The sequence below is a fragment of the Nitrospira sp. Kam-Ns4a genome, from assembly GCF_965152595.1.
Genome location: NZ_OZ224218.1, coordinates 2,354,118 through 2,376,341, shown reverse-complemented (window position 1 = coordinate 2,376,341; position 22,224 = coordinate 2,354,118). Strand labels below are relative to the sequence as shown.

25 protein-coding genes and 2 pseudogenes are annotated in these 22,224 nt (G+C 67.0%); 8 read left to right on the top strand and 19 right to left on the bottom strand.

The window, feature by feature from the left end:
• Positions 1-9: 9 nt before the first annotated feature.
• From ACWHYQ_RS11925 to ACWHYQ_RS11905, 5 genes and pseudogenes are all read right to left on the bottom strand, one after another.
• Positions 10-582, bottom strand: coding sequence for a hypothetical protein (locus ACWHYQ_RS11925; protein ID WP_447972351.1), 573 nt, complete (start codon positions 580-582; stop codon positions 10-12).
• Positions 579-1,535: a BrxA family protein gene (locus tag ACWHYQ_RS11920; RefSeq protein WP_447972350.1), complete on the bottom strand. Its 957-nt coding sequence runs from the start codon at positions 1,533-1,535 to the stop codon at positions 579-581. The genes ACWHYQ_RS11925 and ACWHYQ_RS11920 overlap by 4 nt, the downstream gene beginning before the upstream one ends.
• 574 nt (positions 1,536-2,109) lie before the next feature.
• Complete coding sequence (locus ACWHYQ_RS11915) at positions 2,110-2,484, bottom strand: DUF5615 family PIN-like protein (protein ID WP_447972349.1); 375 nt, start codon at positions 2,482-2,484, stop codon at positions 2,110-2,112.
• Positions 2,481-2,729, bottom strand: coding sequence for a DUF433 domain-containing protein (locus ACWHYQ_RS11910; protein WP_447972348.1), 249 nt, complete (start codon positions 2,727-2,729; stop codon positions 2,481-2,483). The genes ACWHYQ_RS11915 and ACWHYQ_RS11910 overlap by 4 nt, the downstream gene beginning before the upstream one ends.
• Before the next feature lie 310 nt (positions 2,730-3,039).
• A pseudogene (locus ACWHYQ_RS11905) lies at positions 3,040-3,528 on the bottom strand (IS481 family transposase); the annotation flags it as partial.
• A 236-nt stretch (positions 3,529-3,764) separates the two neighbouring features.
• Here ACWHYQ_RS11905 and ACWHYQ_RS11900 point away from each other — a divergent pair.
• The gene (locus tag ACWHYQ_RS11900; protein WP_447972347.1) at positions 3,765-4,823 is read left to right on the top strand and encodes an IS481 family transposase; all 1,059 of its coding nucleotides are present in this window, start codon (positions 3,765-3,767) and stop codon (positions 4,821-4,823) included.
• A 36-nt stretch (positions 4,824-4,859) separates the two neighbouring features.
• On the opposite strand, the gene ACWHYQ_RS11895 is transcribed toward ACWHYQ_RS11900, so the two are convergent.
• Together ACWHYQ_RS11895 and ACWHYQ_RS11890 are read right to left on the bottom strand one after the other, a co-directional pair.
• Positions 4,860-5,285 carry a type II toxin-antitoxin system VapC family toxin gene (locus tag ACWHYQ_RS11895; RefSeq protein WP_447972346.1) on the bottom strand — a complete coding sequence of 142 codons (426 nt, stop codon included), beginning with the start codon at positions 5,283-5,285 and terminating at the stop codon, positions 4,860-4,862.
• Complete coding sequence (locus ACWHYQ_RS11890; RefSeq protein WP_447972345.1) at positions 5,282-5,515, bottom strand: hypothetical protein; 234 nt, start codon at positions 5,513-5,515, stop codon at positions 5,282-5,284. Before ACWHYQ_RS11890 ends, ACWHYQ_RS11895 begins: the two co-directional genes overlap by 4 nt.
• 503 nt (positions 5,516-6,018) lie before the next feature.
• Between ACWHYQ_RS11890 and ACWHYQ_RS11885 the strand changes: the two genes are divergently transcribed.
• Entirely contained in the window at positions 6,019-6,513 is a 495-nt protein-coding gene (locus ACWHYQ_RS11885) for a hypothetical protein (RefSeq protein WP_447972344.1), read from the top strand.
• A 115-nt stretch (positions 6,514-6,628) separates the two neighbouring features.
• Positions 6,629-7,066 carry a hypothetical protein gene (locus ACWHYQ_RS11880; RefSeq protein WP_447972343.1) on the top strand — a complete coding sequence of 146 codons (438 nt, stop codon included), beginning with the start codon at positions 6,629-6,631 and terminating at the stop codon, positions 7,064-7,066.
• Positions 7,067-7,341: 275 nt separating this feature from the next.
• On the opposite strand, the gene ACWHYQ_RS11875 is transcribed toward ACWHYQ_RS11880, so the two are convergent.
• The 6 genes and pseudogenes from ACWHYQ_RS11875 to ACWHYQ_RS11850 all read right to left on the bottom strand — a co-directional run bounded on the left by ACWHYQ_RS11875 (position 7,342) and on the right by ACWHYQ_RS11850 (position 11,281).
• Positions 7,342-7,548, bottom strand: coding sequence for an integrase core domain-containing protein (locus ACWHYQ_RS11875; protein WP_447975558.1), 207 nt, complete (start codon positions 7,546-7,548; stop codon positions 7,342-7,344).
• Between the two features lies 1 nt (position 7,549).
• Positions 7,550-7,885 (bottom strand): annotated as a pseudogene (locus tag ACWHYQ_RS11870) (DDE-type integrase/transposase/recombinase); the annotation flags it as partial.
• Between the two features lie 58 nt (positions 7,886-7,943).
• A complete protein-coding gene (locus ACWHYQ_RS11865) occupies positions 7,944-8,189 on the bottom strand; it encodes a hypothetical protein (protein WP_447972342.1) in 246 nt (81 codons plus the stop codon).
• 1,047 nt (positions 8,190-9,236) lie between these two features.
• On the bottom strand, positions 9,237-9,416 hold the full coding sequence (locus ACWHYQ_RS11860; RefSeq protein WP_447972341.1) for a hypothetical protein: 180 nt from the start codon (positions 9,414-9,416) through the stop codon (positions 9,237-9,239).
• Positions 9,413-10,225 (bottom strand): GNA1162 family protein, encoded by an 813-nt coding sequence (locus ACWHYQ_RS11855; protein WP_447972340.1) that lies wholly within the window; start codon positions 10,223-10,225, stop codon positions 9,413-9,415. Before ACWHYQ_RS11855 ends, ACWHYQ_RS11860 begins: the two co-directional genes overlap by 4 nt.
• A 261-nt stretch (positions 10,226-10,486) precedes the next feature.
• Entirely contained in the window at positions 10,487-11,281 is a 795-nt protein-coding gene (locus ACWHYQ_RS11850; protein WP_447972339.1) for a TrmH family RNA methyltransferase, read from the bottom strand.
• Positions 11,282-11,381: 100 nt separating this feature from the next.
• Between ACWHYQ_RS11850 and ACWHYQ_RS11845 the strand changes: the two genes are divergently transcribed.
• The gene (locus tag ACWHYQ_RS11845; RefSeq protein WP_447972338.1) at positions 11,382-11,849 is read left to right on the top strand and encodes a helix-turn-helix domain-containing protein; all 468 of its coding nucleotides are present in this window, start codon (positions 11,382-11,384) and stop codon (positions 11,847-11,849) included.
• Here the strand turns inward: ACWHYQ_RS11845 and ACWHYQ_RS11840 are convergent.
• Positions 11,846-13,885 carry an OPT family oligopeptide transporter gene (locus ACWHYQ_RS11840; RefSeq protein WP_447972337.1) on the bottom strand — a complete coding sequence of 680 codons (2,040 nt, stop codon included), beginning with the start codon at positions 13,883-13,885 and terminating at the stop codon, positions 11,846-11,848. The genes ACWHYQ_RS11845 and ACWHYQ_RS11840 overlap by 4 nt on opposite strands.
• 118 nt (positions 13,886-14,003) lie before the next feature.
• Between ACWHYQ_RS11840 and ACWHYQ_RS11835 the strand changes: the two genes are divergently transcribed.
• The 4 genes from ACWHYQ_RS11835 (at position 14,004) to ACWHYQ_RS11820 (ending at position 19,596) form a co-directional block, all read left to right on the top strand.
• Positions 14,004-15,659, top strand: coding sequence for an alpha-keto acid decarboxylase family protein (locus ACWHYQ_RS11835; protein WP_447972336.1), 1,656 nt, complete (start codon positions 14,004-14,006; stop codon positions 15,657-15,659).
• Between the two features lie 75 nt (positions 15,660-15,734).
• Positions 15,735-17,006: a glycosyltransferase gene (locus tag ACWHYQ_RS11830; protein WP_447972335.1), complete on the top strand. Its 1,272-nt coding sequence runs from the start codon at positions 15,735-15,737 to the stop codon at positions 17,004-17,006.
• Between the two features lie 5 nt (positions 17,007-17,011).
• Complete coding sequence (locus tag ACWHYQ_RS11825) at positions 17,012-18,880, top strand: SDR family NAD(P)-dependent oxidoreductase (RefSeq protein WP_447972334.1); 1,869 nt, start codon at positions 17,012-17,014, stop codon at positions 18,878-18,880.
• Positions 18,874-19,596: a hypothetical protein gene (locus ACWHYQ_RS11820; protein WP_447972333.1), complete on the top strand. Its 723-nt coding sequence runs from the start codon at positions 18,874-18,876 to the stop codon at positions 19,594-19,596. The genes ACWHYQ_RS11825 and ACWHYQ_RS11820 overlap by 7 nt, the downstream gene beginning before the upstream one ends.
• On the opposite strand, the gene ACWHYQ_RS11815 is transcribed toward ACWHYQ_RS11820, so the two are convergent.
• The 5 genes from ACWHYQ_RS11815 to proC all read right to left on the bottom strand — a co-directional run bounded on the left by ACWHYQ_RS11815 (position 19,490) and on the right by proC (position 22,064).
• Entirely contained in the window at positions 19,490-20,305 is an 816-nt protein-coding gene (locus ACWHYQ_RS11815; protein WP_447972332.1) for a hypothetical protein, read from the bottom strand. The genes ACWHYQ_RS11820 and ACWHYQ_RS11815 overlap by 107 nt on opposite strands.
• Before the next feature lie 78 nt (positions 20,306-20,383).
• Positions 20,384-20,509, bottom strand: coding sequence for a hypothetical protein (locus ACWHYQ_RS11810; RefSeq protein WP_447972331.1), 126 nt, complete (start codon positions 20,507-20,509; stop codon positions 20,384-20,386).
• Between the two features lie 70 nt (positions 20,510-20,579).
• Positions 20,580-20,744, bottom strand: a complete 165-nt coding sequence (locus ACWHYQ_RS11805) for a hypothetical protein (protein WP_447972330.1) — start codon at positions 20,742-20,744, stop codon at positions 20,580-20,582.
• Positions 20,745-20,931: 187 nt separating this feature from the next.
• Entirely contained in the window at positions 20,932-21,126 is a 195-nt protein-coding gene (locus ACWHYQ_RS11800) for a hypothetical protein (RefSeq protein ID WP_447972329.1), read from the bottom strand.
• 122 nt (positions 21,127-21,248) lie between these two features.
• A complete protein-coding gene (gene proC / locus ACWHYQ_RS11795) occupies positions 21,249-22,064 on the bottom strand; it encodes a pyrroline-5-carboxylate reductase (RefSeq protein WP_447972328.1) in 816 nt (271 codons plus the stop codon).
• Positions 22,065-22,224: the final 160 nt, after the last annotated feature.

Here is a 22,224-nt window from a genome sequence, read left to right as displayed (position 1 = left end):
TCCGTGGCCCTATAGGATATCCCCGCGGTACATGAATTCCTCCACTTGCCCAAGAAAGGAGTAGACTCGTGCCTCGATGTTCACGCCGGGCACGAGGAGCACGACCGGGCCCTCGAGGGCTGCGTGGTTGCTGTCCCACAGTGCCTGCATGACAGTACGGGGACCTGATGCTGGGTAGAGCGCTGCCAGGCGCTCGATGGACACGACGGGACGCCCTGCACCGGACTCCTTAGAGGCCTCGCGCACGCTGTCGACGAGCGCGTTGGTCCACATCGAACCCAGTTCGATGGTCGGGTCTGAACCCGGCATTGGGTTCTGTAGGGCGCTGACCAGCGTTTCGGCTCCGAACTGTCTGACCACGCGAGCGGTGACGTCGAGCGCATCCACGGTGCGAACGTCAAACTCGGGCTGCAGGGTTGTAGCGAGCGTGCGCCACTCTTTGAGCACGGTCCGCTCGGCTTCCGGCGCATAGACGATGGTGAGGAATGGCGCTCCCGTCTTCCGGCCGATGTGATCGTATCGAGTGCGGATGCGCTCCGCCGCTTCATGCAGCTTCCACGACCAATCGCTCGGCCCGCTCATCGCTCACCCCCATCCCCGGGCTCCGGGACCTCCAGGATAACCGTCCTGCCCGAGCGCTCGAACCGGAGCTTGCCCTGCTGCGCCAGCTGCGACAGAGCTCCGGCAGCCTGGTGCGATTCCCAGAGGAACAGACGCCAGTCCCGCGCCTCGAGGAGGCTTCGTCCCCGCAGCCCCTCGCCGTAGAGGAGACGGCAGAGGTGCAGCGCGACCTCTAGCGGGACAATCGGCTGTTCGATGACCTTGCGCTGTACTCCCTTCAAGATCCCGAAGTCCCGTAACGCCGACAGCACATTTCCGGCCAGCTTCTTTCGCGTGCTCTCGCGCCAAGTCCTCACTTGCGGGTGTTGGTCCTGGTAAGCGGCGAGAAAGTCCAAGACGTCATTACGTCGGACTTCCATCGTCTTGTTGTGCCACATCTCCCACAGCTTTCCGGTCACGAACTCGAAGGTGAGCCGGTCGCGGCGGGCATAGTGGACGTACACGAGACCCACGAATCTGGACGTCGAATCCTCGGCAGCCGCTTCTGCAAGTTCCTCGAGCACCCAGCGGGGAGGGTTCCATGCGAAGAAGCGCCAATGCAGTGCCTCCCAGATGCGATGCCGTGTTTCGCGAGCACGCTGCCGTAGGATCGCTCCACGCAAACATTGTTCCCGGAACTTCTCCAGAGGCGTGTCTCCGTTGAATGCACGGAATACGCTCCGGGCCTCGGCAACGAGGGCTCCCTTGGACGAGTTGCGCGTGCTAACTGTCCCGAGGTCACGCCCCCACCGGAGAGCGGCCATGCCCGCTGCCGGCACGCCGCCTGCGGCGGGCAGTCTCAGCGTCTCGCCCGCGGTGATTTGCTTTCTCTGTTCTCGAACCATCACGTCTTCCACGGTCGATGTCTCACCGTGCATGCTTCTAGGCCCGCCTTGATCGAGTCGGCTTCTTTCCGCCATGAGGCTCCTGCCCATGACTGTCCAGTTCCTCCTTCAACTCCAGAAGGCGCCGCACCAGGAAAGGCTTTGGGGCGCGCTTGCCGTTCGTCCAGTGGTTCACGGTGCTGACGGCGCGCTCCCTCTCGCCCGCCCATCTAGCTTCGAGATCCGCGTTGCCCCCCGATCGCCGGCTTCGCGCTGCTTCCGTTCAGGCGAATGCGACACGCGCGAGTCCGTCCTGGTCGTGAGGGCTGAGACGCTGACGGGCCATCAGCATGACGGATGGCGATGGTGCCGCTTCCCCGCCCCTTCACTTCGCCTGGCTCTGCCCAGACGATGACGCCGACATCCAGACACATGGGCTTCGATTAAGAAAATCGTCCTTCCCCAGCACGCGTCGCCCCACGTCCCGCATCAGGCTGTGCAGGTTGTCTATCGGACAGTGAGGAGGAACCTCTTGTCGGGGTCCTCGTCGACCAGCCGCGTCCTGCTCTGTCTGAGAACCTCGTCAAGGTCGGCCGCGACCACGTGGCGCGGCCGTTCACCGGACCACCGGTCTTCCCGCAGCTTCACGACTTCGCGCCACGCTTTCTCGGGTCGCTTCGCCAGGTCAGTCTTCTTCTCGATCCGGTTGATATTCGCGAATGCGGTCGGCCTGGACCACCCAGAGCTTGCCGGTGATCTCGTGCTTTGTCAGCCCTTCGGCGAGTGTGCGGCAGCAGGCCCAGAGGTCTTCATCCGTCGGCTTGCGTGGCAACCGCAGGACGGCGATGCCGCTGTACTCCCACGGTGGAAACACGAGCGGATTGCTGAAGTCCAGATCGAGCGTGACGAGGCATCGGTGCTCGGCCTGACATGCCGCGATGAGGTCGCGATCCGTCGCTCCTGACATGCCCTGTCCGGGGATCGTCGCCACGTCATGCCCCGCCGCTCGGAACAGGCTCGCTCCGCGCTCGCCCAGATTTTCGTCCAGTTTGAGCTTCACGTCCGGTTTGCCGCAGGCAGTTCGACATACCGCTCGCGGGACATCTCGGCTCCGTATGCGAGACACGCCAGGATGTCCGCGTCCTCGATCCCCGGGTAGTTCTCCCGGATCTGCTCGAACGTCCAGCCGCTTGCCAGCAGATCCAGAATCAGCGAGACCCAGATCCGATGTCCCCGGATGCACGGCTTGCCGAAACAGATGTTCGGATCGATCGAAATCCGCTGCAACAACTCATCTCGGGTCATGACCCAGTCCTCCTCGATTGCCGTCTCCGTGCCCCGCCTTGGTCATCACCTGTGTCACGGGGCGCAGCGTGTTTTCGTCGGCACGCCCCCTCCGCGATCGGTGTATACCAGAACGCTGCGGACGTGTCGAGAAATCAGCCCAGTTCCTGCCGCAGAACGGCCCGGCCCGTCCTTCAATCTGGTTTGGAGAGGGAGGCGGGTTCGGTGGGGAGGACGGCGTGGAGGCGGTTCGAGCAGGCCCCGCCCTGGTTGCTGAATCTGTAAATGTCAAGACTTCATCTGACGGTCACGGAGTCCTCGCCCTCATCGGTTATGCCGCGATCATCTTCTCCTTCGCCAAGGGCACACTGTCGAGAAACGTCTGCATCGGGGTCTTGCCAGAGCACCAGCGCCCTTGGTGGGGCCGCCGTTCGTGGTCCTCCTGAACCCAGGCATCCAGGTCGGCTGGCCGTTCCTCCAGGCTGCGATAGATCTTCTTGCGGAAGGCCACCCGGTAGAACTCGTTGAGCAGGGTTTTGGGGACGCGCTCGCAGATCCCCTTGGGCTGCGGGCTCTGGGTCTTGGTCCGGGTGTGGTCGAGGTGCTCCACCGCCAACGAGCGTTCGTCCTCGTGCCGGTCCGGGGCCCCACAGCACTCGGTCCCCCGATCGGTGAGGATCCGGCTCAGCGGGATGCCATGCGCCTCAACGAACGGCAGCCCCCGATCGTTGAGGAGATCCGCCGCCGTGATCGGCGTCTTGCGGTCAGAGAGCTTGGCGAAGCTGACCTTGCTGTCGGGATCGATGAAGGTCTGCTGATATGAGCAAGCTAGTATTTGACTCCTCAGTCAGTGGCGGTCAAGGTTGAAGCTACGTGGTCAATGATTCCGAGTCTGAAGGGAGGCCGGCATGCACCCGAATCGCCGGCCTGACGTGGGAGTGCGCGGCGTGGACTGGCTGACAGATGCGTGAGCCGTGATTTGTATGTGCTAGAATTTAATCTGACAGTCAGGTAGAATCCTCGCTGTTCCCCCTGGGGGAGAAAGGAGCGAGGACGATGACGACGGAGCAGAAGATTCTGAAGACCAAGCTGGGGTTGTTGGAGCTGGCGAAGCAACTGGGCAACGTGTCAAAGGCCTGCCGGATCATGGGCTACAGCCGGGATAGCTTCTACCGGTTCAAGGAGCTCTACGAGACCGGGGGCGAGGCGGCCCTGGCGGAGATCTCCCGGCGCAAGCCGATTCTGAAGAACCGCGTGCCGGCCGAGGTCGAGGAGGCGGTCGTGCACCTGGCGATCGAGCAGCCGGCCTGGGGCCAAGTCCGGGTGGCCAATGAGCTGCGCCGCCAGGGGCTGACGGTCTCCCCGGCCGGCGTCCGGGGCCTCTGGCTCCGGCACGACCTGGAGACCATGCGCAAGCGGCTCAAGGCGCTGGAGGCGAAGGTGGCGCAAGAGGGGCTCGTGCTGACCGAGGCCCAGGTGGTGGCCCTGGAGAAGGCGAAGGTGGACCAAGAAGCCCATGGGGAGTTCGAGAGCGAGTGCCCCGGATACTGTGGGGCGCAGGATCCCTGCTCCGTCGGGACGCGCACGGGGGTGGGCCGCAGCTCTCAGCAGACCTTCATCGATCCCGACAGCACGGTCAGCGTCGCCAAGCTCTCTGACCGCAAGACGCCGATCACGGCGGCGGATCTCCTCAACGATCGGGTGCTGCCGTTCGTTGAGGAGCAGGGCATCCCGCTGAGCCGGATCCTCACCGATCGGGGGACCGAGTGCTGTGGGGCCCCGGACCGGCACGAGGACGAACGCTCGTTGGCGGGGGAGCACCTCGACCACACCCGGACCAAGACCCAGAGCCCGCAGACCAATGGGATCGGCGAGCGCGTCCCCAAGACCCTGCTCAACGAGTTCGACCGGGTGGCCTTCCGCAAGAAGATCTATCGCAGCCTGGAGGAACGGCCAGCCGACCTGGATGCCTGGGTTCAGGAGGACCACGAACGGCGGCCCCACCAAGGGCGCTGGTGCTATGGCAAGACCCCGATGCAGACGTTTCTCGACAGTGTGCCCTTGGCGAAGGCGAAGAGGATCGCGGCAGAACCGATGAGGGCGAGGACTCCGTGACCGTCAGATGAAGTCTTGACATTTACACCTAAGGCGTTAAGGTCCCTGCCACTCGTTCACGAGTCCAACATGGCCCTTACGCTTGGCTCGTTTCACGTAGGCCGTGTCCGCAGTCACATACAGCCCCTTCATCCGCAAGGCAAGCACATGGTACGCCGAGTCGTAGAACGTCACACCCGCCACGTCACGCATATGCTCCAAGACCTCGAGGGCATAGTCGGTTGTCAGGGGGACCTCTTCGAATTCATGGGCGAGCAATGCCTCCATCATCTCCGCAGCCAACCGTGGTTGCTTGAGTCCAAGGACATTTCCAATCTCGTACCGCCAGAGCGTTGGGACGCGGATCTCGATCGCTCCGGCGAGCAGGGCATCCCGGAGGCTCATGGCGTGATGATGGTCTGCCTCATGCTCCGTCCCCATAACCCATTTCAGCAGGACGGAAGCGTCCGGCACGATGATCATTTCGGGAGCCGACCTCGATCCCGGTGCAACGCCTCGACAATCTCGGTATTGGTCACCCGCGTACTCTGTTTCCGCAGGCGCTCGATGGCTTCTGCAGCCTGCGCGCGCTTACGCCGCAGCAATTCATGACGGAGCGCTTCGTTCACCACCTGGCTTCGTCGGCGTGGGGGCACCAGCTTGAACAGTTCTTCCCGGAGCCGATCGTCAATGGAGACGTTCAATTTCGCCATAGTTTCACCGATTCTTTCGTCTTCTCACTATTAGGCGCCTGCAATATACTGTAATATAAGGCGTCTGGTCAAGGCGCACTGACCGTATCCTTGTCTGGGTCTCGACAGATCGGCAAAACGAACCGGATACGCTCTTCCTGTTCCAACGCGGCCGTCCGGATCACCTTTCCTCGCCTGATCCCGCAAGGGGCGAGGGACAATGAAGGCTAGAACCTATCTCAAAACTGCTTAAGGTATGATCTGTAAAACTCAGGACTTGACCTTTCGAACAGTGGCCGACGTGGTCCAATCACGGCTCACGCACCTGTCAGCCAGTCCACGCCGCGCACTCCCACGTCAGGCCGGCGATTCGGGTGCATGCCGGCCTCCCTTCAGACTCGGAATCATTGACCACGTAGCTTCAACCTTGACCGCCACTGACTGAGGAGTCAAATACTAGCTTGCCACAGTTATACCGCACTCCTGTGTTGACCCACCACGACGCCGGTGCTACCATGCGCGGCATGCACACAAGACGGATAGCCGGCATCGTCTTGCTCATGAGCGCGCTCCTGGGACCGTCCCCTGCCCCTTCGCCGAACTCAGGACAGGCCTTTGCCCTCGAGACCGCTCCCCGCATCTCGGACCGAGCGATTGTCGAGCGCCTGACCAGACTGGAAGAGGGACAGAAACAGCTTGCCCAGCGCATGGACCAGCTTGATACGAGCCTCAACCGGCGCATTGATGATCTCCGGGCCGATATGAACCGCCGGTTCGATGACATGAACCGCCGGTTCGATAGTCTCCAATGGCTCTTCGGAATCTTCATCACCGCCTCGTTGGCGATCTTCGCCGCCATCGCCCGCATGCTGTGGGTGCAAAACCGGACGCTCGCTACCCACGAACAGATCAACAAGAGCCTCACAACCGAGATCGTCTCGCTCAAGGAAACCGACCTGCGGCTCATGGACCAGATCAAGGCCCTCATCGAACATCTCAAGCCGCCCTCGCACCTGTAATCCCCTCTCCCTCGCTCACACACGCTGCCTTGTGCCCCTGTGTCCGGCCCCCTTCCCTCTCGGATGTCACATCACACCATTGACCCGCCGAGATGACGGTGCTACGATGCGCCCCATGAATGCCGCATGGACAGGCCTCTGGATCAGCGGGCTCGTCTGGCTTGCCCTGACCGCTCCTGCCTTCGCCATTGAGACCGCCCCTCGCATCTCGGATCGGGAGATCATCGAGCGACTCACCAAATTGGAAGAAGGCCAAGCCCACCTACGCATCGAGATGAACCAACGATTCGACGCGGTCAACCAGCGGTTTGAGGATATGAACCGCCGGTTCGACACCCTCCAGTGGATGCTGGGGTTGTTCATCACCATCGCGGTGGCGATCTTTGCAGCCATCGCCCGGATGCTGTGGCTTTTGAGTCGGGCCCAGGCCGCGCAGGAGTCGGTCACCGCCAGCCTCAAGACCGAAATCACCTCGCTCAAGGAAACCGACCTGCGGCTTATGGACCAGATCAAGGCCCTCATCGAACATCTCAAGCCGCCCTCGCACCTGTAATCCTCTCTCCCCCGCTCACACACGCAGCCTTGTGCCCCTGTGTCCGGCCCCGCCCGAAAAGACTCCCGGCACCGTTTCTGGTCTTCCGTCTTCACTATTGAGTCGCCTTGACCGGCTTCCCCACGCACCCTTTCATCTGGTTCGCAAGATTGGTGGCCAGTTTCTGGCCAAGCGCAAAGACGTTCTCCTTGGGTCCTGTGTAATGGCCCCCGTTTGTCAAGACACTGTTTATGGTGCTGAGAGTGAGTCATCCTATGCAGCCGCTGGTGCGCGTCCTATTGCCTGAGCGCGACTTCGAACTGCAGCGGGCTCTTGTACCCGAGGCTCGAGTGGACGTAGCGCTGGTGGTCCTCCACCGTGATCCAGTGGCCGATCGCCGCTCGCGCCTCTTCCAGATTCGTGAACTCCCGCAGCCAGAGCAGCTCCTCCTTGATCGTGCGCATCAGGCGCTCGGTCTCGGCATTCCCCTTGGGGGTTGTCAGAGCTGGTGAAGACCTGCTCGATCCCCAACAGGCTCATGGCCGCCAGGAAGCCGGTCGCCGTCGGGTGGCTCCCGGTGTCGGAGACCAGCTTCAAGCCGGCCCCCCGGACCCCATTCGGGAATTCGGCCTGGACCGCCCGGGCCAGGGCTGCCTCCCACTCCTGTCGGCGACGGCGCAGGGCCAGGTTCCAGCCCACGATCTTCTTCGTGTACCAGTCCAGGACCACAACCAGATAGGCCCAGCCCAGGGCGGGGATCAGAAACTTCGTCATGTCGATCCCCCAGGACTGCCGCGGCTGGGTCGCCTGTGGGTTTGCCTTCGGCGTTCGGGGCGCCACATGGAGCCCCGCTTGACCGTCAAGCCAGCTTCCCGCATCAGCCGAGTCCACCCGCTTCTTATTGACCTGGAGGCTTTCCCGATCCCGCCGCCAGGCCCACACCCGCCGGGACGCCCCAGAAGGGATGAGCCTCGGCAACCGCACGGATGCGTCCCAGCAGCGCCTGGTCCGAGGGATCCAGAGCCGGCCCCGAATCGGGGCGCGCTTGCCGCGCGACGTAGTACCCACTCCGACTGAACCCCACCAGCCGGCAGGCCGCCGCCACCGTCCAGCCCGCGTGGGGCCAGGCCTCCACCAGCCTCACCGCCTCCCGACCGGCTCGTCGGTTGTTTTACCAGCTCGATGACGACGGCCTGCTGGCCGATGAGCCGCTGGCGCTGCTCGCTCTCTCGCGTCCGCGTCTCCTCACTGGCGGGGAGCCCGTTGGTCAAGGCCCGCTTCCCGCCTTCCAGGAACCGATCCCGCCACTGGTCGGACGGGGTCTGAGCGATCTGATGCTCCCGGCACAGCTCGGCCACCGGCTTGGTCCCTTTGATCCCTTCCAAGACACTGGCCAGTGTTTCCTCTGCCGTCCAGGTGCGCCCCTTCATCTGGACCCCTCCTTCGTTGAGTGTGGTGACTCCTTCCCACTCACTCTCGCACGGGTCCACTCGCTCAGTGGAGCAGTATACCTACGTACAGTTGGTTCTATCTAGAACAATGATATCTCAGGTGGCACCTCGTGCTGTAATTCATTGATTCTTCTTGCGACGAGATGTCACGTTTTGCACTGGGGAGTGCGGCTTAACCTCTTGGTCTTGTTGATGGTCCTGCGGTCATGAAAAGGCTGGTGTCGACAGTTCGATTCTGTCCCTCGGCACCATCCTCGCCTTGAGCTTCCAAGAGTCCGCCCTCCACTCAAATCCTGTCGCCATCCGTCTCTCGCGGGGCCCGCGATCGGGCCGCGGATTTCGCCCGCCCACCGGGTGTGGCTCACTCCAGCGGGATTTTTCCGGAGCAGCGTAGGCTCGTGAGGTGCGCATGCGGAGCAACTCATGGGGATGACGGACCTGCGGGTGGCCGCGTCGTCTCTGGCGCCGACCGGCCCGCGAACCGCCGCCGGAGGGTCTCGACGACGGCGGCACCCGCGGCCTCCGGTAAGAAGGCTTCGCCGAACGACCGCCCGGACAGGATCGCCACCCGCCCGCTGATCGCAAGGGCGGCGACCGTGACGACCCAGTCAGATCCGGCGCGACGCCCGCCCAGGTCACCAGCCGCCGGTCGCGACGCTCCGGCAGGCGATGGGCGATCAACCACGAGACGATCAGATGGATCGGCGGATGCATCGAGCCCAGGGTTACCGGCCTTCGCGTTACCCTTTGTCAATCCTGTACAGCAACGCCAAGCACTGCCGACAGGTCACTTTGGCGCTGTTGTCCGTAGCAATCCCTTCCGTTTCCGCCCGATGCGCCGCCTCCTTGTCGCGAGGGTTGCAGAGCACCATGCCGTCACCGTCGAGCGCGTTCAGGTCCTGGTTTGGTTTCTTACTCATTTGCCCGGTCCCGGCGGAATCATCTTCCCGTCTCCAACCTGCTGAGGCTGGTGCAGGGGATTCCCGTCGTGCCAGGATCCGTTCAGGAGAATACTGACTGCGGCGTTGGACTCGATCGGCATGGGGACCTTGGCTGTGGTCGTGAGGATCTTTTCGCCGACCGCGGCACCGAGGCCCTTCGCGTAGTCCTCTGGGTTGTCCTTCCCGGCGACGATAGGGGGCAACTGGAACCAGGGCGCGGCGATGGGCTCCCCGAACAGCGGCAGCAGATCATCGCCCGTGGCCTTGGCCTCCACCACCCCCTTGACGACGGTGGTGGCTGCACCGGCCTTTCCCACCGCCAGGACGTTCTTGACCCCGATCCCGTTCTTCCAGACTGTCTGGCCGGTCTTGCAGTTCACCAGCTTGGCCCGGACGCGGACGCGCTTCTCGTTGTACACCCCGGTCATCAGGTGGTTGAACTCGTCCAGCGATCCATAGAGCACCCCGTCCACGCCTAGCGTTTCCCCGAGCTTCTGCGCTGTCGCCATATCGAGCTGCTTGCCCAAGGTCACCCCCATCTCGTCCTTGAGGATCCGGTCCACCTCCGCAATCGGCTTGACGGCATACTGATGCCGGTCCAGCTCGGCCGCGATCAGCTCGCGTACGTACACGGGGCCGTCCAGGTTTTCGGAGTGATTGACCAGCGGCAGCACCGCGACGGTCTTGATGGGATTGGACGGGTCGGCTCTGATGGCCTGCGTGCAGGCGGAGACGGCCAAGCTGACGAGCAGGATGAGCAGTGAGATGGTGTTGGCTCCTCTCCTCATGGAGCACCTCCTCGCGCGAATCGCCCTGTAAGGGGCAGAGCAAAGAACAGGGTTCCACCTTGGCGTTGGCGGTCGAGCCGGGTTACCGGACCGGCGGACCAGCCGGCGAGTATAGGGGGCAGCGGGGTGCTTTGAAATACGCCGAACAGCGTACAAACTCTCACCTACGTCATGCCCTGGTGGTCGGCTAGCCGGCTGGTGGGGGGTCGGCCGGGATAGAGGTGGCTTTGACCTGGTCTCCCCGGGAAGCTGGGAGCGGGGTCACCGCAGCCCGCTGAAATGGAACAGGGCGATCGCGGCGGCGGCGGCGACGTTCAGCGAGTCCACCTGACTGCTGACTGGGATCGTGAATCGGACCGCAGCGGCCTCGAGCGCGGCGGGAGACAGGCCGCGGCTCTCGTTGCCGAGCGCGAGGACCGTTCGGGCCGGCAGGTCGGTGAGGTCACGGAGGCTCCGGTCACCCTTTCCCGCCGGTACGCTGGCGAGGAGCGTGCAGGCCTGGGTTGTGAACAGAGACGGACCGGCGGCCTCGAAGATCGGCAGCCTGAGCACGGCCCCTGCGGTGGCCCGAACGACCTTGGGGCCGAAGGGATCGGCGGAGTCGGGCGAGAGCCAGAGCGCGTCCAGCTCGAAGGCCAGGGCCGTGCGGATGATCGCGCCCACGTTCGCCGGATCCTGCAGGGATTCTCCATACAGCCCGAGCAGCCGGCTGCGGGCAAAGATGCGGGCGTCCTCCCAATGTGGCTTTCGGACAACGGCCAGCAGACCTGGTCCGGCCGCGAGATCGGAAAGCTTCCGATAGACATGGCTCCGGCACAGGAAAACCTGCGGCGCGGCCTGTTCGAGTCGTGCGCGGACGCCCGGCTCGCTCCGGTCCAGAAACTCCGGCGTGACCACGATCGAGAGCAGCGAGTGGGCCCGCTCGTCAAGCAGCTCCAGGATGGGCTTGGGGCTTTCGAGGACGAAGGCATCCTCGGCCTCGCGGGCGGTCCGGTCCCGCAGAAGGTCCCGGATCGCCGCAGCGCGGCCAGCAGGCAGGGAGGCAAACGTCGGCATCGCGCTCACCAGTACCGGGCCGGCAGCTACACTGTCAAGGCGGCGCGTAGGCACCAACCACCCGTTGCGGCCGGAACGGAGGATTCAGTATCATCCCGCCATGTCCATCGGGGACCACATCCGAGCTTGGCGGCTGTCGCGGAACCAGACGGTCGCCGCGCTCGCCGAACAGGCCGGCCTTCCGCCGGACTCGCTCGAGGCGATCGAAGCCGGCGACACTGACTTGCCCGTCTCGATGCTCGAGGCGCTGGCGGCGGCGCTGGGCGTGCCGGCTGCCTGGCTGTTCGGCGATCCGCAGCAGCTCGACCTGCTCCTCGCCGAACCCGACGGCTCACTGGGCGAGCCGCCCCCGGCGGACTTCGTGGACCCGGTGGCCGAGCGCGTGCTGCGCGCGAGCCGGCAGCACCGTGGGCTCTATGTCCTGCTGACCGCCCTGCTTCAGTCCGAGAACGAGACGCTGATCCGCGCAGCCGAGGTAAGCCTGCGCAGCCTGCTCAAGCAGGCGCGCACGGCGCCCCTGCCCTGGCAGAATCGGCGTCCCGGGAACTTCGATCCTCCGGCCGATTAGCGACCGCCGTGCATCGTTCGGCGTTCCCCGTTCGTCGCCCCCACGCCGCCGCGTCGAGCCGTTCGATATAACAGCCCGGCGGCGGCGGCGAGCGCCCCGACCCCGGGCCACGCCCCGAGCGGTGGCTCTTCGAAGAGCGCGAAAGGGTCGACGCCGAGCGCCGGCCAGATTCCTGCCAGCGCCAGGGGAACGGCAAGCAGAATCCCCATCAAGGCTTCACCGGTCACCAATCCGGCGGCAACGAGCAGGCCGCCATTGGCCTCCCCGCCGCCGGCTGAAGCCCTCCGTCGGGCCGCCGCCGCGATGCACCCGCCGAGCAAAATCGCCGCCGACAATTTCAATGGGAGATAGATGCCGAGCGCGACCCCAAGGACCGGTAGGCGAAAGGCGGCACCGGCTGTCTTCAGCCGCCGGTCCGCCACAATCACCGCGGTCCCGATGAGCGCGCCGAGTCCCACGAGGTTCCAGGGGACGCTCCGGCCGAACACCCCCTTGGCCAGGCTGGCCATGAGCGTCGCCTGCGGCGCGCTCAAGGGGTGGGGATGGGCGGGAGTGACCTCGCCGATGCCGTACTTGGCCTGTAACAGCGCCAGGACCGGCGCGAGCACGAGGGCACCTGCGACCACCCCGACGACCTGCATAATCTGCTGCTTCCACGGGGTGGCCCCGACTAGGTGGCCGGTCTTGAGGTCCTGGAGGTTGTCGCCCCCCATCGCGGCGGCGCAGCAGACAACCGCGCCGATCAGGAGCGCCGCGGCCGGGCCGCCCGGATAGCCACGCCCCATGACCAGGACGAGCAGCAGGGAGGCGAGCATGAGGGTCGCGATCGTGACGCCCGATACGGGATTGCTGGAGCTGCCCACGAGCCCCGCCATGTAGGCGGCGACGGAGGAGAAGAGAAAGGCGGCGACCGCCATGACCAGCGTCATGCCCACCGCGACGGCGAGCTCACCCACCGCGTCATAATAGATGAGCCCCATGGGGAGGAGCGAGAGCAGGAACGGCCCGACGATCCACGGGAGCGGCGCGTCCCGCTCGGTGCGCGGCAGCGCACCAGAGCCAGGCCCGCGCGCGTCCGCCCGCGCGGCTCCCAGCAGGCTCTGTACGCTTCCCCGAATCGGCCTGCGAAGTTGCAGCAGCGTCCAGATCCCGCCGACCAGCATGGCGCCGATGCCGACGAACCGGATCTGGCTGCTCCAGAGGGCCCGCGCCACGTCGAGCCCTGTCGCCCCCGGCGGGCGTTCGGTCAGCACCGCGGCGGCCGGCAGCAGCACTCCCCAGCCAATCATGCCGCCGAGAAAGACCACGAGCGCTGTATTGAGCCCGATGATGAACCCGACCGCCAGCAGCGCCGGCGAAAGATTGACGCCCGCATAGAAGATCGCGCTCCTCCACGAGGCCGTCCCTTCCCAGGCGTCCGTCCACAGCCGCAGGCCAGTTTCGCCGAACTTGATCGCGCCGCCGGCCAACGCCCCGCCGAGCAGGGTGCGCAGGCCCGCCCGCTCGGCGCCGGCCTGGCCTGGAGCGGCCGGTCGGCTCCAGCCGGCCTTGAGCACCTCCGCCGTCGCCACCCCTTCGGGAAACTGCAGGCGGGCCCCGAGGATCAGCGCGCGCCGGAGCGGGATCGTGAACAGGACGCCCAGCAATCCGCCGACGACGGCGATGGCGGTCGTCCGCCAGTAGTCGAAGGCGGGCCAGTAGCCGATGAGCATGAGCGCTGGAATCGTGAAGATCACGCCGGCCGCCAGGGCCTCGCCCGAGGAGGCCGCCGTCTGGACGATGTTGTTCTCCAGGATGTTCGCGCGACGGAACAGGCGTAGGATCGCGAGAGCGGCGACGGCCGCCGGGATCGAGGCCGACACGGTCATGCCGGCGAAGAGCCCCAGGTAGGCGTTCGCGGCGGCGAGCACCGCGGCGAGAATGACGGAGAGCAGGATCGCCTTGCCGGTGATCTCGGGTGGCGACGCAGCGGCCGAGACAATGGGGGCCTCGCCAGCTTGGGGAGTAGCGCCGGCCTGGCCATCGGGACGGTCCATCGCGCCGCCGTTCTTAGCACGATCACCGGGTCGCGTCAAAGCGCCGGGGCGCCCGACCAACTGGACATGCAGGCCGGTGTGGGGATAAAAAGAGGCGACTCGTTCCCACGGAGGCGCCATGACGACCCAGACCACGATCGGCTCCCTGGTGCTCGACCGGCTCTACGAGATCGGCCTGCGCCACATCTTCGGCATTCCAGGGGACTACGTGCTCAGCCTGTTCAAACTGATCGAACAGTCCCCAATCAAGCATATCGGGACGACCCGAGAGGATGCGGCGGGCTTCGCGGCCGACGCCTACGCACGGATCCACGGGGTGGGCGCCGCCTGCGTGACCTATTGCGTCGGCGGCCTGAACATCGTGAACGCCGTCGCCTGCGCTTACGCCGAGCGCTCGCCCGTCATCCTGCTCTCGGGCTCCCCGGGCCTGGCCGAACGGGTGCGCAATCCTTTCCTCCATCATATGGTCCGCGATTTTTCGACCCAGCGCGCCGTGTTCGAGCACGTCACGGTCGAGGCGGTCGTGCTGGACGACCCCCTGACCGCCCAGCGGGAGGTCGAGCGGGCGCTGGCCGCCCTCCGGCGCTACAAGCGTCCTGTCTACATCGAGATCCCGCGCGACCTCGTGCACGCCCCCGTCCGGCTCGCGACGTTCCCGCCCCCGCCGGAGAGCGAGCGCAGCGACGAGGCGGCGCTCAACGAAGCGATCACAGAGGTGCGGGAGATGCTCGCGATGTCGGACCGGCCGGTGGTGCTGGCCGGCGCAGAGGTGCACCGGTTCGGGCTCCAGGGCGACCTCGCGCGGCTGGTCGAACGGATGCAGGTCCCCGTCGCGACCACGCTGCTCGGGAAGTCCGTGATCCGGGAAGACCACCCACTCTACATCGGGGTCTACGGCGGGTTGATCGGGCGCGAGGAGGTGCAGGAGTTCGTGGATCAGGCGGACTGCCTGCTCATGCTGGGCTCGATCCTCACGGACATTGACGACGTCGGCGTCCACTCGACGCTGCTTGCGCAGGGCCGCACCATCCACGCCACCGCCGACGCCATCGTGATCAAGCACCATCGCTATGATCAGGTCCGGTTCGAGGACTTCGTCCGGGCGCTCGCCGCCGCGCCGATGCCATCCTTCCCGCCCCGCCCGCTGCCGGCGCCAGAGCCGCTCGCCCAGTCCGCGCCGGCGGCCGCCGACCCCGTGACCCTGGCTGGCCTCTTCGCTGCCCTCGACGACGCCCTGAACGAGAAGACCGTCGTCATCGCCGATGTGGGCGAGGCCCTGTTCGCGGGGGTGGACCTCCGGGTGCACAAGAGCGCGGAGTTCCTCTCGCCCGCCTACTACGCCTCGATGGGGTTCGCGGTCCCGGGCGCGCTCGGGGCGGCGCTGGCGGACCCCTCGCTCCGGCCAATCGCGCTGGTCGGCGACGGGGCCTTCCAGATGACCGGCACGGAGCTGTCCACCTGCCTGCGCTACGGTGTGGCCCCCGTCGTGATCGTCCTGAACAACCACGGGTACTCGACCGAACGGGAGATGCTCGACGGCCCATTCAACGACGTGCACGAGTGGCGGTACGAGAAGGTCTGCGAGCTGATCGGCGGCGGGATCGGTCACCGCGTGGAGACCCACGGGGAGTTCGTGCGGGCCCTGGCGGCCGCGATGGCCGACGCGCAGCACCTGCATGTGCTGCACGTGCTCCTGAGTCCGGGCGACCGCTCCCGCGCCATGGTCCGGCTGGCCCGGCGGCTGGCCAAGCGCGCCGCGATCGAGAAGGAGTAGCCCGTCCCGGGAAGTCATGGCGTCTCCTTTGACGTTCCTACTCGCCTTTCAACCTGGCCCCGGACATTGGGCCGATTGAACCCGATCGCGCGGGAGCTCCGGCGCCGGGGCCATCGGGTGCTCGTGGCGACCGCCCCGTCCTTCAAGGATCGGCTGCCGGAGGAGGCGCGCGCGGCCTTTGTCCCGATCGGTCCAGGCTGGGCGGAGGATGACGAGGACTTGGACGCGGAGGCCGGAGGACCTTCTGCGCCGGAGGCGCTCCGGGGCCGGTCCGGCGCGATCGCCACCCGCTTCTTCGGGGAGGCCGAGCGGGTCGCCGCGGACCTGCACGCCGCCTGGGCGGCGCAGGGCCCGCCCGACCTGGCCGTGTTCGACTACACCTTGCTGGGCGGCCCGCCAGCAGCGGAGGCGGCGGGGGTGCCCTGGGCGACGCTGTTCGGGCTCACGGTGCCCTTCGCGCCGACCGGCTGGCCGCCCTTCGGGAGCCACTGGCCCTACACCGCCTCGTGGGCGGCTCGTGCCCGGTACTGCTGGCTCAAGCACGCCCTGTGCCGCGAGAATCGCGCGCTGTACCGGCCCGTACGCCGGCTCTGGCGCAGGGCCGGCCGGCTCGTCCGGGACCCTTGGGAGGCCTATCGGCGCTTCAGCCGACTAGGGATCGTCGGGTCCCTTCCGGAATGCGACTTCCCCTTGCCCGCCAGCCTCGCCGAGCGAATCCACTATGTCGGCCCGCTCGTCGGCGAGGGCGAGGTGGCCGCCCCGCTCGACGAGGAGGCGACCCGCTTCATCGAGGAGCGGGCCCTGGGGCCCCTCGTCCATGTGACGCTCGGGCTGACCTTCAGCCGGGCCGGGTCCTTGCTCCGCCAGCTCGTAGAGGCCCTGGGAGAGGAGACGGGGGATGAGCCGATCCGTCTGCTCGTCGCGACGGGCCACCTGGAGCCCGCCACCTTCCGGACCGAGTCGGTCTGCGCCCGAACGGACCGGGTTCTGGTCCGACGACTCGTGCCCCACCTCGCCCTCTTCCCAAAGCTCGATGCGCTCGTCTGCCACGGTGGTGCGAACACCTTAATGAAGGCGCTCCAGTTCGGCGTGCCCAGCCTGATCGTGCCGCTCGACGCGGAGCAACGGAGCAACGCAGCCCGGTTCGTCCATGCGGGTGTGGCCCGGATGCTCTTGCCGCAGGAGTTGCGCCCTGACACAATACGGGCCGCTGTGCAGGCCCTGTGCCGGCCAGACGGGACGGAGCGGAGCCGGGCGCGGGCGCTCGCCCGGCTGGCAGGGGGCATGGACCGGGAGCGCCTCGCGGCCGCGCTCCTCGAGCGGGCCTGCGAATCGGGAGCCAGGTGAGGGTCATGACGGCGACCACGAGGCGGGCCGGGGGAGGGAACGACGCCCTGCGGGACAGGGTCGCGGTGGTCACGGGCTCCTCGCGGGGGATCGGCCGAGCGGTCGCCGACGCCTTTGTTCGGTCCGGCGCCGCGGTCGTGGTGAACGGGCGGACGCGGGTGGCGGTCGCGCGCGCCGTCCGCGCGATCCGGGCCGGCGGCGGGCGCGCCATCGGGGTGGCCGCCGACGTATCCACCCCGCAGGGCGCGGCACGCCTCCTGGCGCGGGCCCTCGCCGCCTATGGGCGGGTGGATGTGCTGATCAACAACGCGGGGGTCGGCGGGCCGCCGGCCCAACCCGCCTGGCGGATCCCGGTTGGCGCCTGGCGCCGGGTGCTGGAGGTCAACCTAACCGGCCCGTTTCTCTGCGCCTCGGTCTTCATCCGACATCTCCGCCAGACGGGCCGGGCGGGCCGGATCATCAACGTCGGCTCCACGGCCGGCGAGCGCGGCTTCGAAGGGCTGGCACCCTACTGTGCCTCCAAGTACGGCTTACGGGCCCTGACCGAGGTGCTGGCTCTCGACCTGCACCGGACGCCGATCGTCGTGACCGGCGTGGAGCTGCATGCCCACCGAACCGGCATGACCCGCGCGCGGCTCCCGCCCTCCCTCTATGAAAGCCTGGCGGCACCCGAGGCGGCGCGCCCGTTGTTCCTCTTCGCCGCGACGGCGCCCGGCCCGCTTCTCCACGGCCGGACGCTCTCGGAGGCGCGGTTCCGGGCCGATCCCGAGGCCGAGGCGACCCTCAACGGGCCGCTCGCGTTGGTCCCGGCGAGCCTCCCTTACATGCCGCGATACCGATCCACGCGGGCCAAGGATGCCGTACACCTGGATTTCCTGGAGAACCTGCAGGGCCCCTCCCCTGCAGCGGCGAAGCGCCTTCGGGCCATCGAGGGCCCGACGCTCGCCCGGTATCCGGATCCGCAGTCGGCCCGATTGCGAAGGGCGCTGTCGGCCGCCCTGGCACTGCCGGAAGACTCCTTCACCTTCGGGAACGGCTCCTCCGAACTCGTCGAGCGGGTGCTGCATGTCTTCGCGCGGCGCGGGGATTCCGTCGTCACGACCGATCCGACGTGGTCGGTGTTCGAGCGCTTCTGCCGGCGGGCCGGCGTGGAGGCGCGGCTCGCGCCCTACCGGCTGCACCGGCGCGCGGGCCGCGCCGTCCCGGACTACGCCGCGCTCCTGGAGGCTATCGGGCCCCGGACGCGTCTCGTCTATCTGGTGAGCCCCAGCAATCCGCTCGGCGGTGCGCTGGATCGTGAAGCCTTCCTTGGCTTCCTCGCCCGCCTGCCTGCGCATCTTCCGGTGGTCGTGGACGAGGCCTATATCGAATACACCGAACGGCCCGGGGCCCTCCGGACCCACGAGCTGGTGCTCGAGCAGGACCGGCCCCTGATCGGCATCCGGACCTTCTCCAAGTTCCACGCACTGGCCGGGCTGCGGGTGGGGTACGCCTTCGGCGCCCCGTCGGTCGTCCGCCTCCTGGCTCGCGGGGAGATGGCCTTTTCGATCTCCGCGCTGGCGGAGTGCGCGGCGACGGCCGCGCTCGCGGACCGGGTCCACCAACAACGGATTCGCGCCGCCAACCGGCGGGGGCTGGTGCAGGTGACTCGGGCGCTGGCCGGGCTCGGCTTGCGTGCGCTCCGGAGCGATGCCTCCTTTCTCATGGGCGAGAGCCCGGCGGCGCCGGAGGTGACGTTCGAGGCGCTGGCCCGCGAGCACGTGCACCTGCCGCAGGTCGTGTGGCGGGGCTACATCCAGCTCCCAATCGGGCGGCCCGAGGATAACCGGCGCTACCTCCGGATCCTGGGCCGGTTGCGGAGGGCGGCGTGTTGACGTCCCCGCCTGCGGACTCGAGCCGTCCCAGGTCGGTCACCGCCATCCTGCTCTCGTGGCAGCGCGTGCGGAACCTCCCGCTGATCGTGGAGGAGTTGTGGCGCTGGCCCCGGCTCGGGGAGGTGCTCGTGTGGAACAACAATCCGGAGATCCGGCTCGATCTGCAGCGGGCTACCGTGATCAACGCCCCGGTGAACTACTATTGCCTGCCGCGGTACTGCCTGGTGCTACTGGCCCGGCACGACACCATCTGGTTCCAGGACGACGACCTCCTGGTCACCGCGGCGCAGCTCGAGCAGGTCCATGCCGCCTACGCGCGCGATCCCTCGCGGATCTACGGCTGTCGCGGGCGCAACCTCGTGGACGGACGCTACACCGTGGAGACGGTCTTCGGGGACTGCGATATCATCCTCGGCCAGACGATGCTGTTCCACCGCCGGCTGGTCCGCCGGTTCTTCGCGCAGCTTCCGGCGCTCCCGCCGGTGACGGTGGAGGACGACATCGTCTTCAGCCTCGCCTGCGGCTGCCGGCACGTCGCGTTGAACGTCGGCCCGATCACCGACCTCGGGTACGACGACGAGGCCGCTCTTTGGCGGCGGCCGGACCACTTCACGAAGCGCCAGCGGGCGGTGGAGCTGATGCGGGCCCTGGCGGCGGGAGGTCGGGCGACGCCGGAATCGGATGAGTGGGTGTCCAGGGAGCCACCTCCTCGATGATGCGGGCGAGCACGCCGTGCTCGCCCCGCGGGTCCAGCCAGCCCCACTCCCCGTTCGGGTTCACCTCGAGGAAGACGTAGTCGCCGCCGCGGCGGCGCAGGAAGTCCAGCCGCCCGTACGCGAGGGCCAGCCGGTCCATGTACCGGCGGATGGCTGCGGCGAGTGCGGGGGGCAGCGCGTGCGGCGTCCAGCGCAGGGCCGACGGATCGCGCTCGCGCCAGTCCACGGTCCCGGCCGGCAGGCCCGCCCGGGCGGACTCGAACGCAAAGATCGCCCCGCGCACGTACACGACGGTCACGTCCTGCTCGGCCTCGACGTGCGCCTGCAGGAGCCACGGCACCGACGGGTCCAGGTCCTGCTCCCGGACGCGGCTGGTGTAGATGACCGCGCCCGCCCGCACGCGGCCCAGGGTCAGGCTCTTGGCTACCGTCTCGCCGGAGGGGAGCGCGGGGCCGGCGGTCCCTAGGACGAACTTCCAGGGCGGCACCGCGAAGTAGTCGGCCGCCACCTGCATCTGGACGAGCTTGCCCACACGCTCCTCGGCGAAGGGCTCGACGAGGACGAGCTTGCCCTGGGCCCGGAGCAGCGTGACGAGGTCCCGCATCACGTACCACAGCTCCCCCTCGACGTAGCGCGCCTCCCGGTCGTGCTCGCGGTCCGGGAACAGCTCGGCCGTCAGGCAGAGCTTCCGCCAGTACACCTTGGCCACGTTCCCGGCGTGGAGGCAGCGCCCCGAGGGGCTCTCCAGGCGGAAGTCCGCCGGCCCGATCGTGATCCGGTAGTCGCGCTAGAGGTCGAAGTTGAAGCGGAAGACCGCCTCCGGCCCGAGCCGAGAGATCAGGAGATCGCTCGTGCCGTCGTAGGTGTTCGTGGGGATGAACGTGAGGCCGGCGTGCGACGGAGTCGGTGGCACGGGCGGTACGCGGAGGCCGCGGCCGGGCCGCCCGCACCGGGGCGGCCCGGCCGCACCAGCAGAACGCGTCTCAGGTCCGGTCGCCGTCGAAGGGGGTGGAGGTGGGGTAAATCTTCTGCCCCTCGCCTCGCATCTGGGTCGCATGCTCGTACGGCGTCGCGAGGAACGTGCGCAGCTCCTCGCTGCCTTCGCGCAGGAGCGGAATGGGTCGGGCTAGGTCGCTGGGCCTGATCATCGGGGTGCCCTCCTCTGTGAGTGATGGTGAAGACCGGCCTCGGCGAGATCTCGGGCAGCCTCCTTATAGCGCGGCTTCCCTGTCGAATCAACCTAAATAATGCTCCGGCGGCCGGGATCTTGGGAACAAGCGAAGAAGCTGTCAAACCGGGCGGGGTGCTGGATGGGCTGCCGTCAGCGGGTTCTTGCTACGTTTTCTTCTTGCTGGCAAAAATGGTCGCGTCGCAGACGAAGTACTTGATCTGCTTGAGGGGGATGATGAAGACCTCTTTTTCCGAGTCCACCTCCAGCACTTCCATGTCGTCGCTGATGGTGTGGCGAATGGCGTCCTTGACCAGCAGCTCCTGGTTGTCCGTAAACACCACCTTGACCCAATAGATCACAAGCGACTCCTGGTGAGTATGACGTCATCCACGACCTGCAGGCCCCCTCACGAAAGCCGAGCCAGTTTACGGTATCGCCGGCACGGCGGCAAGCCGTTTTCCGGGGTCCCCGGACCGGCGGCTCACTCACGTCCCAGTTCGGCGGACCGGGCGGTGGCGGCCTCGACGGCGGCGATGAGCGCAGCCCGCACCCGCCCTTGTTCCAGCGCATGGAGCCCGGCGATCGTCGTACCGCCGGGCGAGGCGACCCGATCCTTGAGCTGGGCGGGGTGCTCCCCGCTCTCGAGCAACATGCGGGCCGCGCCCAGCACGGTCTGGGTGGCTAATAATTGGGCGATGGGGCGCGGGAGGCCCACCTTGACGCCGCCATCCGCGAGCGCCTCCACTATAAGATAGATGTACGCGGGCCCGCTGCCACTCAGCCCCGTGACCGCGTCCATCAAGCGCTCTTCGACGATGACCACCTTCCCGACCGACGCGAAGATAGCCTCGGCGCCTTGGCGTTCCTCGTCCGAGACCCCGGCACCGATGGCCAACGCGGTCACCCCCTCGAGCACCGAGGAGGGCGTATTGGGCATGGCCCGGACGACCTTCCGGACCTGTGGGAGGTGCGCGAGGACGCGGCTGATCGGATACCCGGCGGCGACCGAGATCACCAGGGTGTCCGGCGTGACGGCCTGCGCGATACGGTCGAGAGCCTCATCCAACACTTGAGGTTCGACGCAGAGGACCAGGACTTCGGCCTGGCGGGCGGCCGACAGATTGTCGTCGCCGACCCGGATGCCATAGCGTTGGGCGAGGTACGCGCGGCGGTCTGGGAGGATGTCCGTCGCGCACATTCGCTCGGGCAGGAGGAGACCGGCCTTCAGGATTCCGGCGACGAGGGCCTCGGTCATGTTCCCGCCGCCAAGAAAGGCTACCGGTCTATCGAGCGTCATGCGGCGATTATACTGAGGGGCCCCCACCCCTTCAACTCAGCCCGCTCGCAAGGGACACTCGCTGGCCCTTCTCTTGCACGGCTCCCGACGATTTGAGTAGAGTGGGGGCGTGTATCATCCTGCCCGTCCGGGGAACCGGACACAGCCCAGGAGGGGTCAT

Coding starts and splice junctions, on each gene's coding strand:
- ACWHYQ_RS11805 (WP_447972330.1), bottom strand. CDS start 20,744: ATGATCAGGCCCAGCGACCTAGCCCGACCCATTCCGCTCCTGCGCGAA.
- ACWHYQ_RS11925 (WP_447972351.1), bottom strand. CDS start 582: ATGAGCGGGCCGAGCGATTGGTCGTGGAAGCTGCATGAAGCGGCGGAG.
- proC (WP_447972328.1), bottom strand. CDS start 22,064: ATGACGCTCGATAGACCGGTAGCCTTTCTTGGCGGCGGGAACATGACC.
- ACWHYQ_RS11825 (WP_447972334.1), top strand. CDS start 17,012: ATGACGGCGACCACGAGGCGGGCCGGGGGAGGGAACGACGCCCTGCGG.
- ACWHYQ_RS11895 (WP_447972346.1), bottom strand. CDS start 5,285: ATGATCATCGTGCCGGACGCTTCCGTCCTGCTGAAATGGGTTATGGGG.
- ACWHYQ_RS11890 (WP_447972345.1), bottom strand. CDS start 5,515: ATGGCGAAATTGAACGTCTCCATTGACGATCGGCTCCGGGAAGAACTG.
- ACWHYQ_RS11855 (WP_447972340.1), bottom strand. CDS start 10,225: ATGAGGAGAGGAGCCAACACCATCTCACTGCTCATCCTGCTCGTCAGC.
- ACWHYQ_RS11900 (WP_447972347.1), top strand. CDS start 3,765: ATGACGACGGAGCAGAAGATTCTGAAGACCAAGCTGGGGTTGTTGGAG.
- ACWHYQ_RS11860 (WP_447972341.1), bottom strand. CDS start 9,416: ATGAGTAAGAAACCAAACCAGGACCTGAACGCGCTCGACGGTGACGGC.
- ACWHYQ_RS11885 (WP_447972344.1), top strand. CDS start 6,019: ATGCACACAAGACGGATAGCCGGCATCGTCTTGCTCATGAGCGCGCTC.
- ACWHYQ_RS11910 (WP_447972348.1), bottom strand. CDS start 2,729: ATGACCCGAGATGAGTTGTTGCAGCGGATTTCGATCGATCCGAACATC.
- ACWHYQ_RS11850 (WP_447972339.1), bottom strand. CDS start 11,281: ATGCCGACGTTTGCCTCCCTGCCTGCTGGCCGCGCTGCGGCGATCCGG.
- ACWHYQ_RS11840 (WP_447972337.1), bottom strand. CDS start 13,885: ATGGACCGTCCCGATGGCCAGGCCGGCGCTACTCCCCAAGCTGGCGAG.
- ACWHYQ_RS11835 (WP_447972336.1), top strand. CDS start 14,004: ATGACGACCCAGACCACGATCGGCTCCCTGGTGCTCGACCGGCTCTAC.
- ACWHYQ_RS11920 (WP_447972350.1), bottom strand. CDS start 1,535: ATGGGCAGGAGCCTCATGGCGGAAAGAAGCCGACTCGATCAAGGCGGG.
- ACWHYQ_RS11845 (WP_447972338.1), top strand. CDS start 11,382: ATGTCCATCGGGGACCACATCCGAGCTTGGCGGCTGTCGCGGAACCAG.
- ACWHYQ_RS11880 (WP_447972343.1), top strand. CDS start 6,629: ATGAATGCCGCATGGACAGGCCTCTGGATCAGCGGGCTCGTCTGGCTT.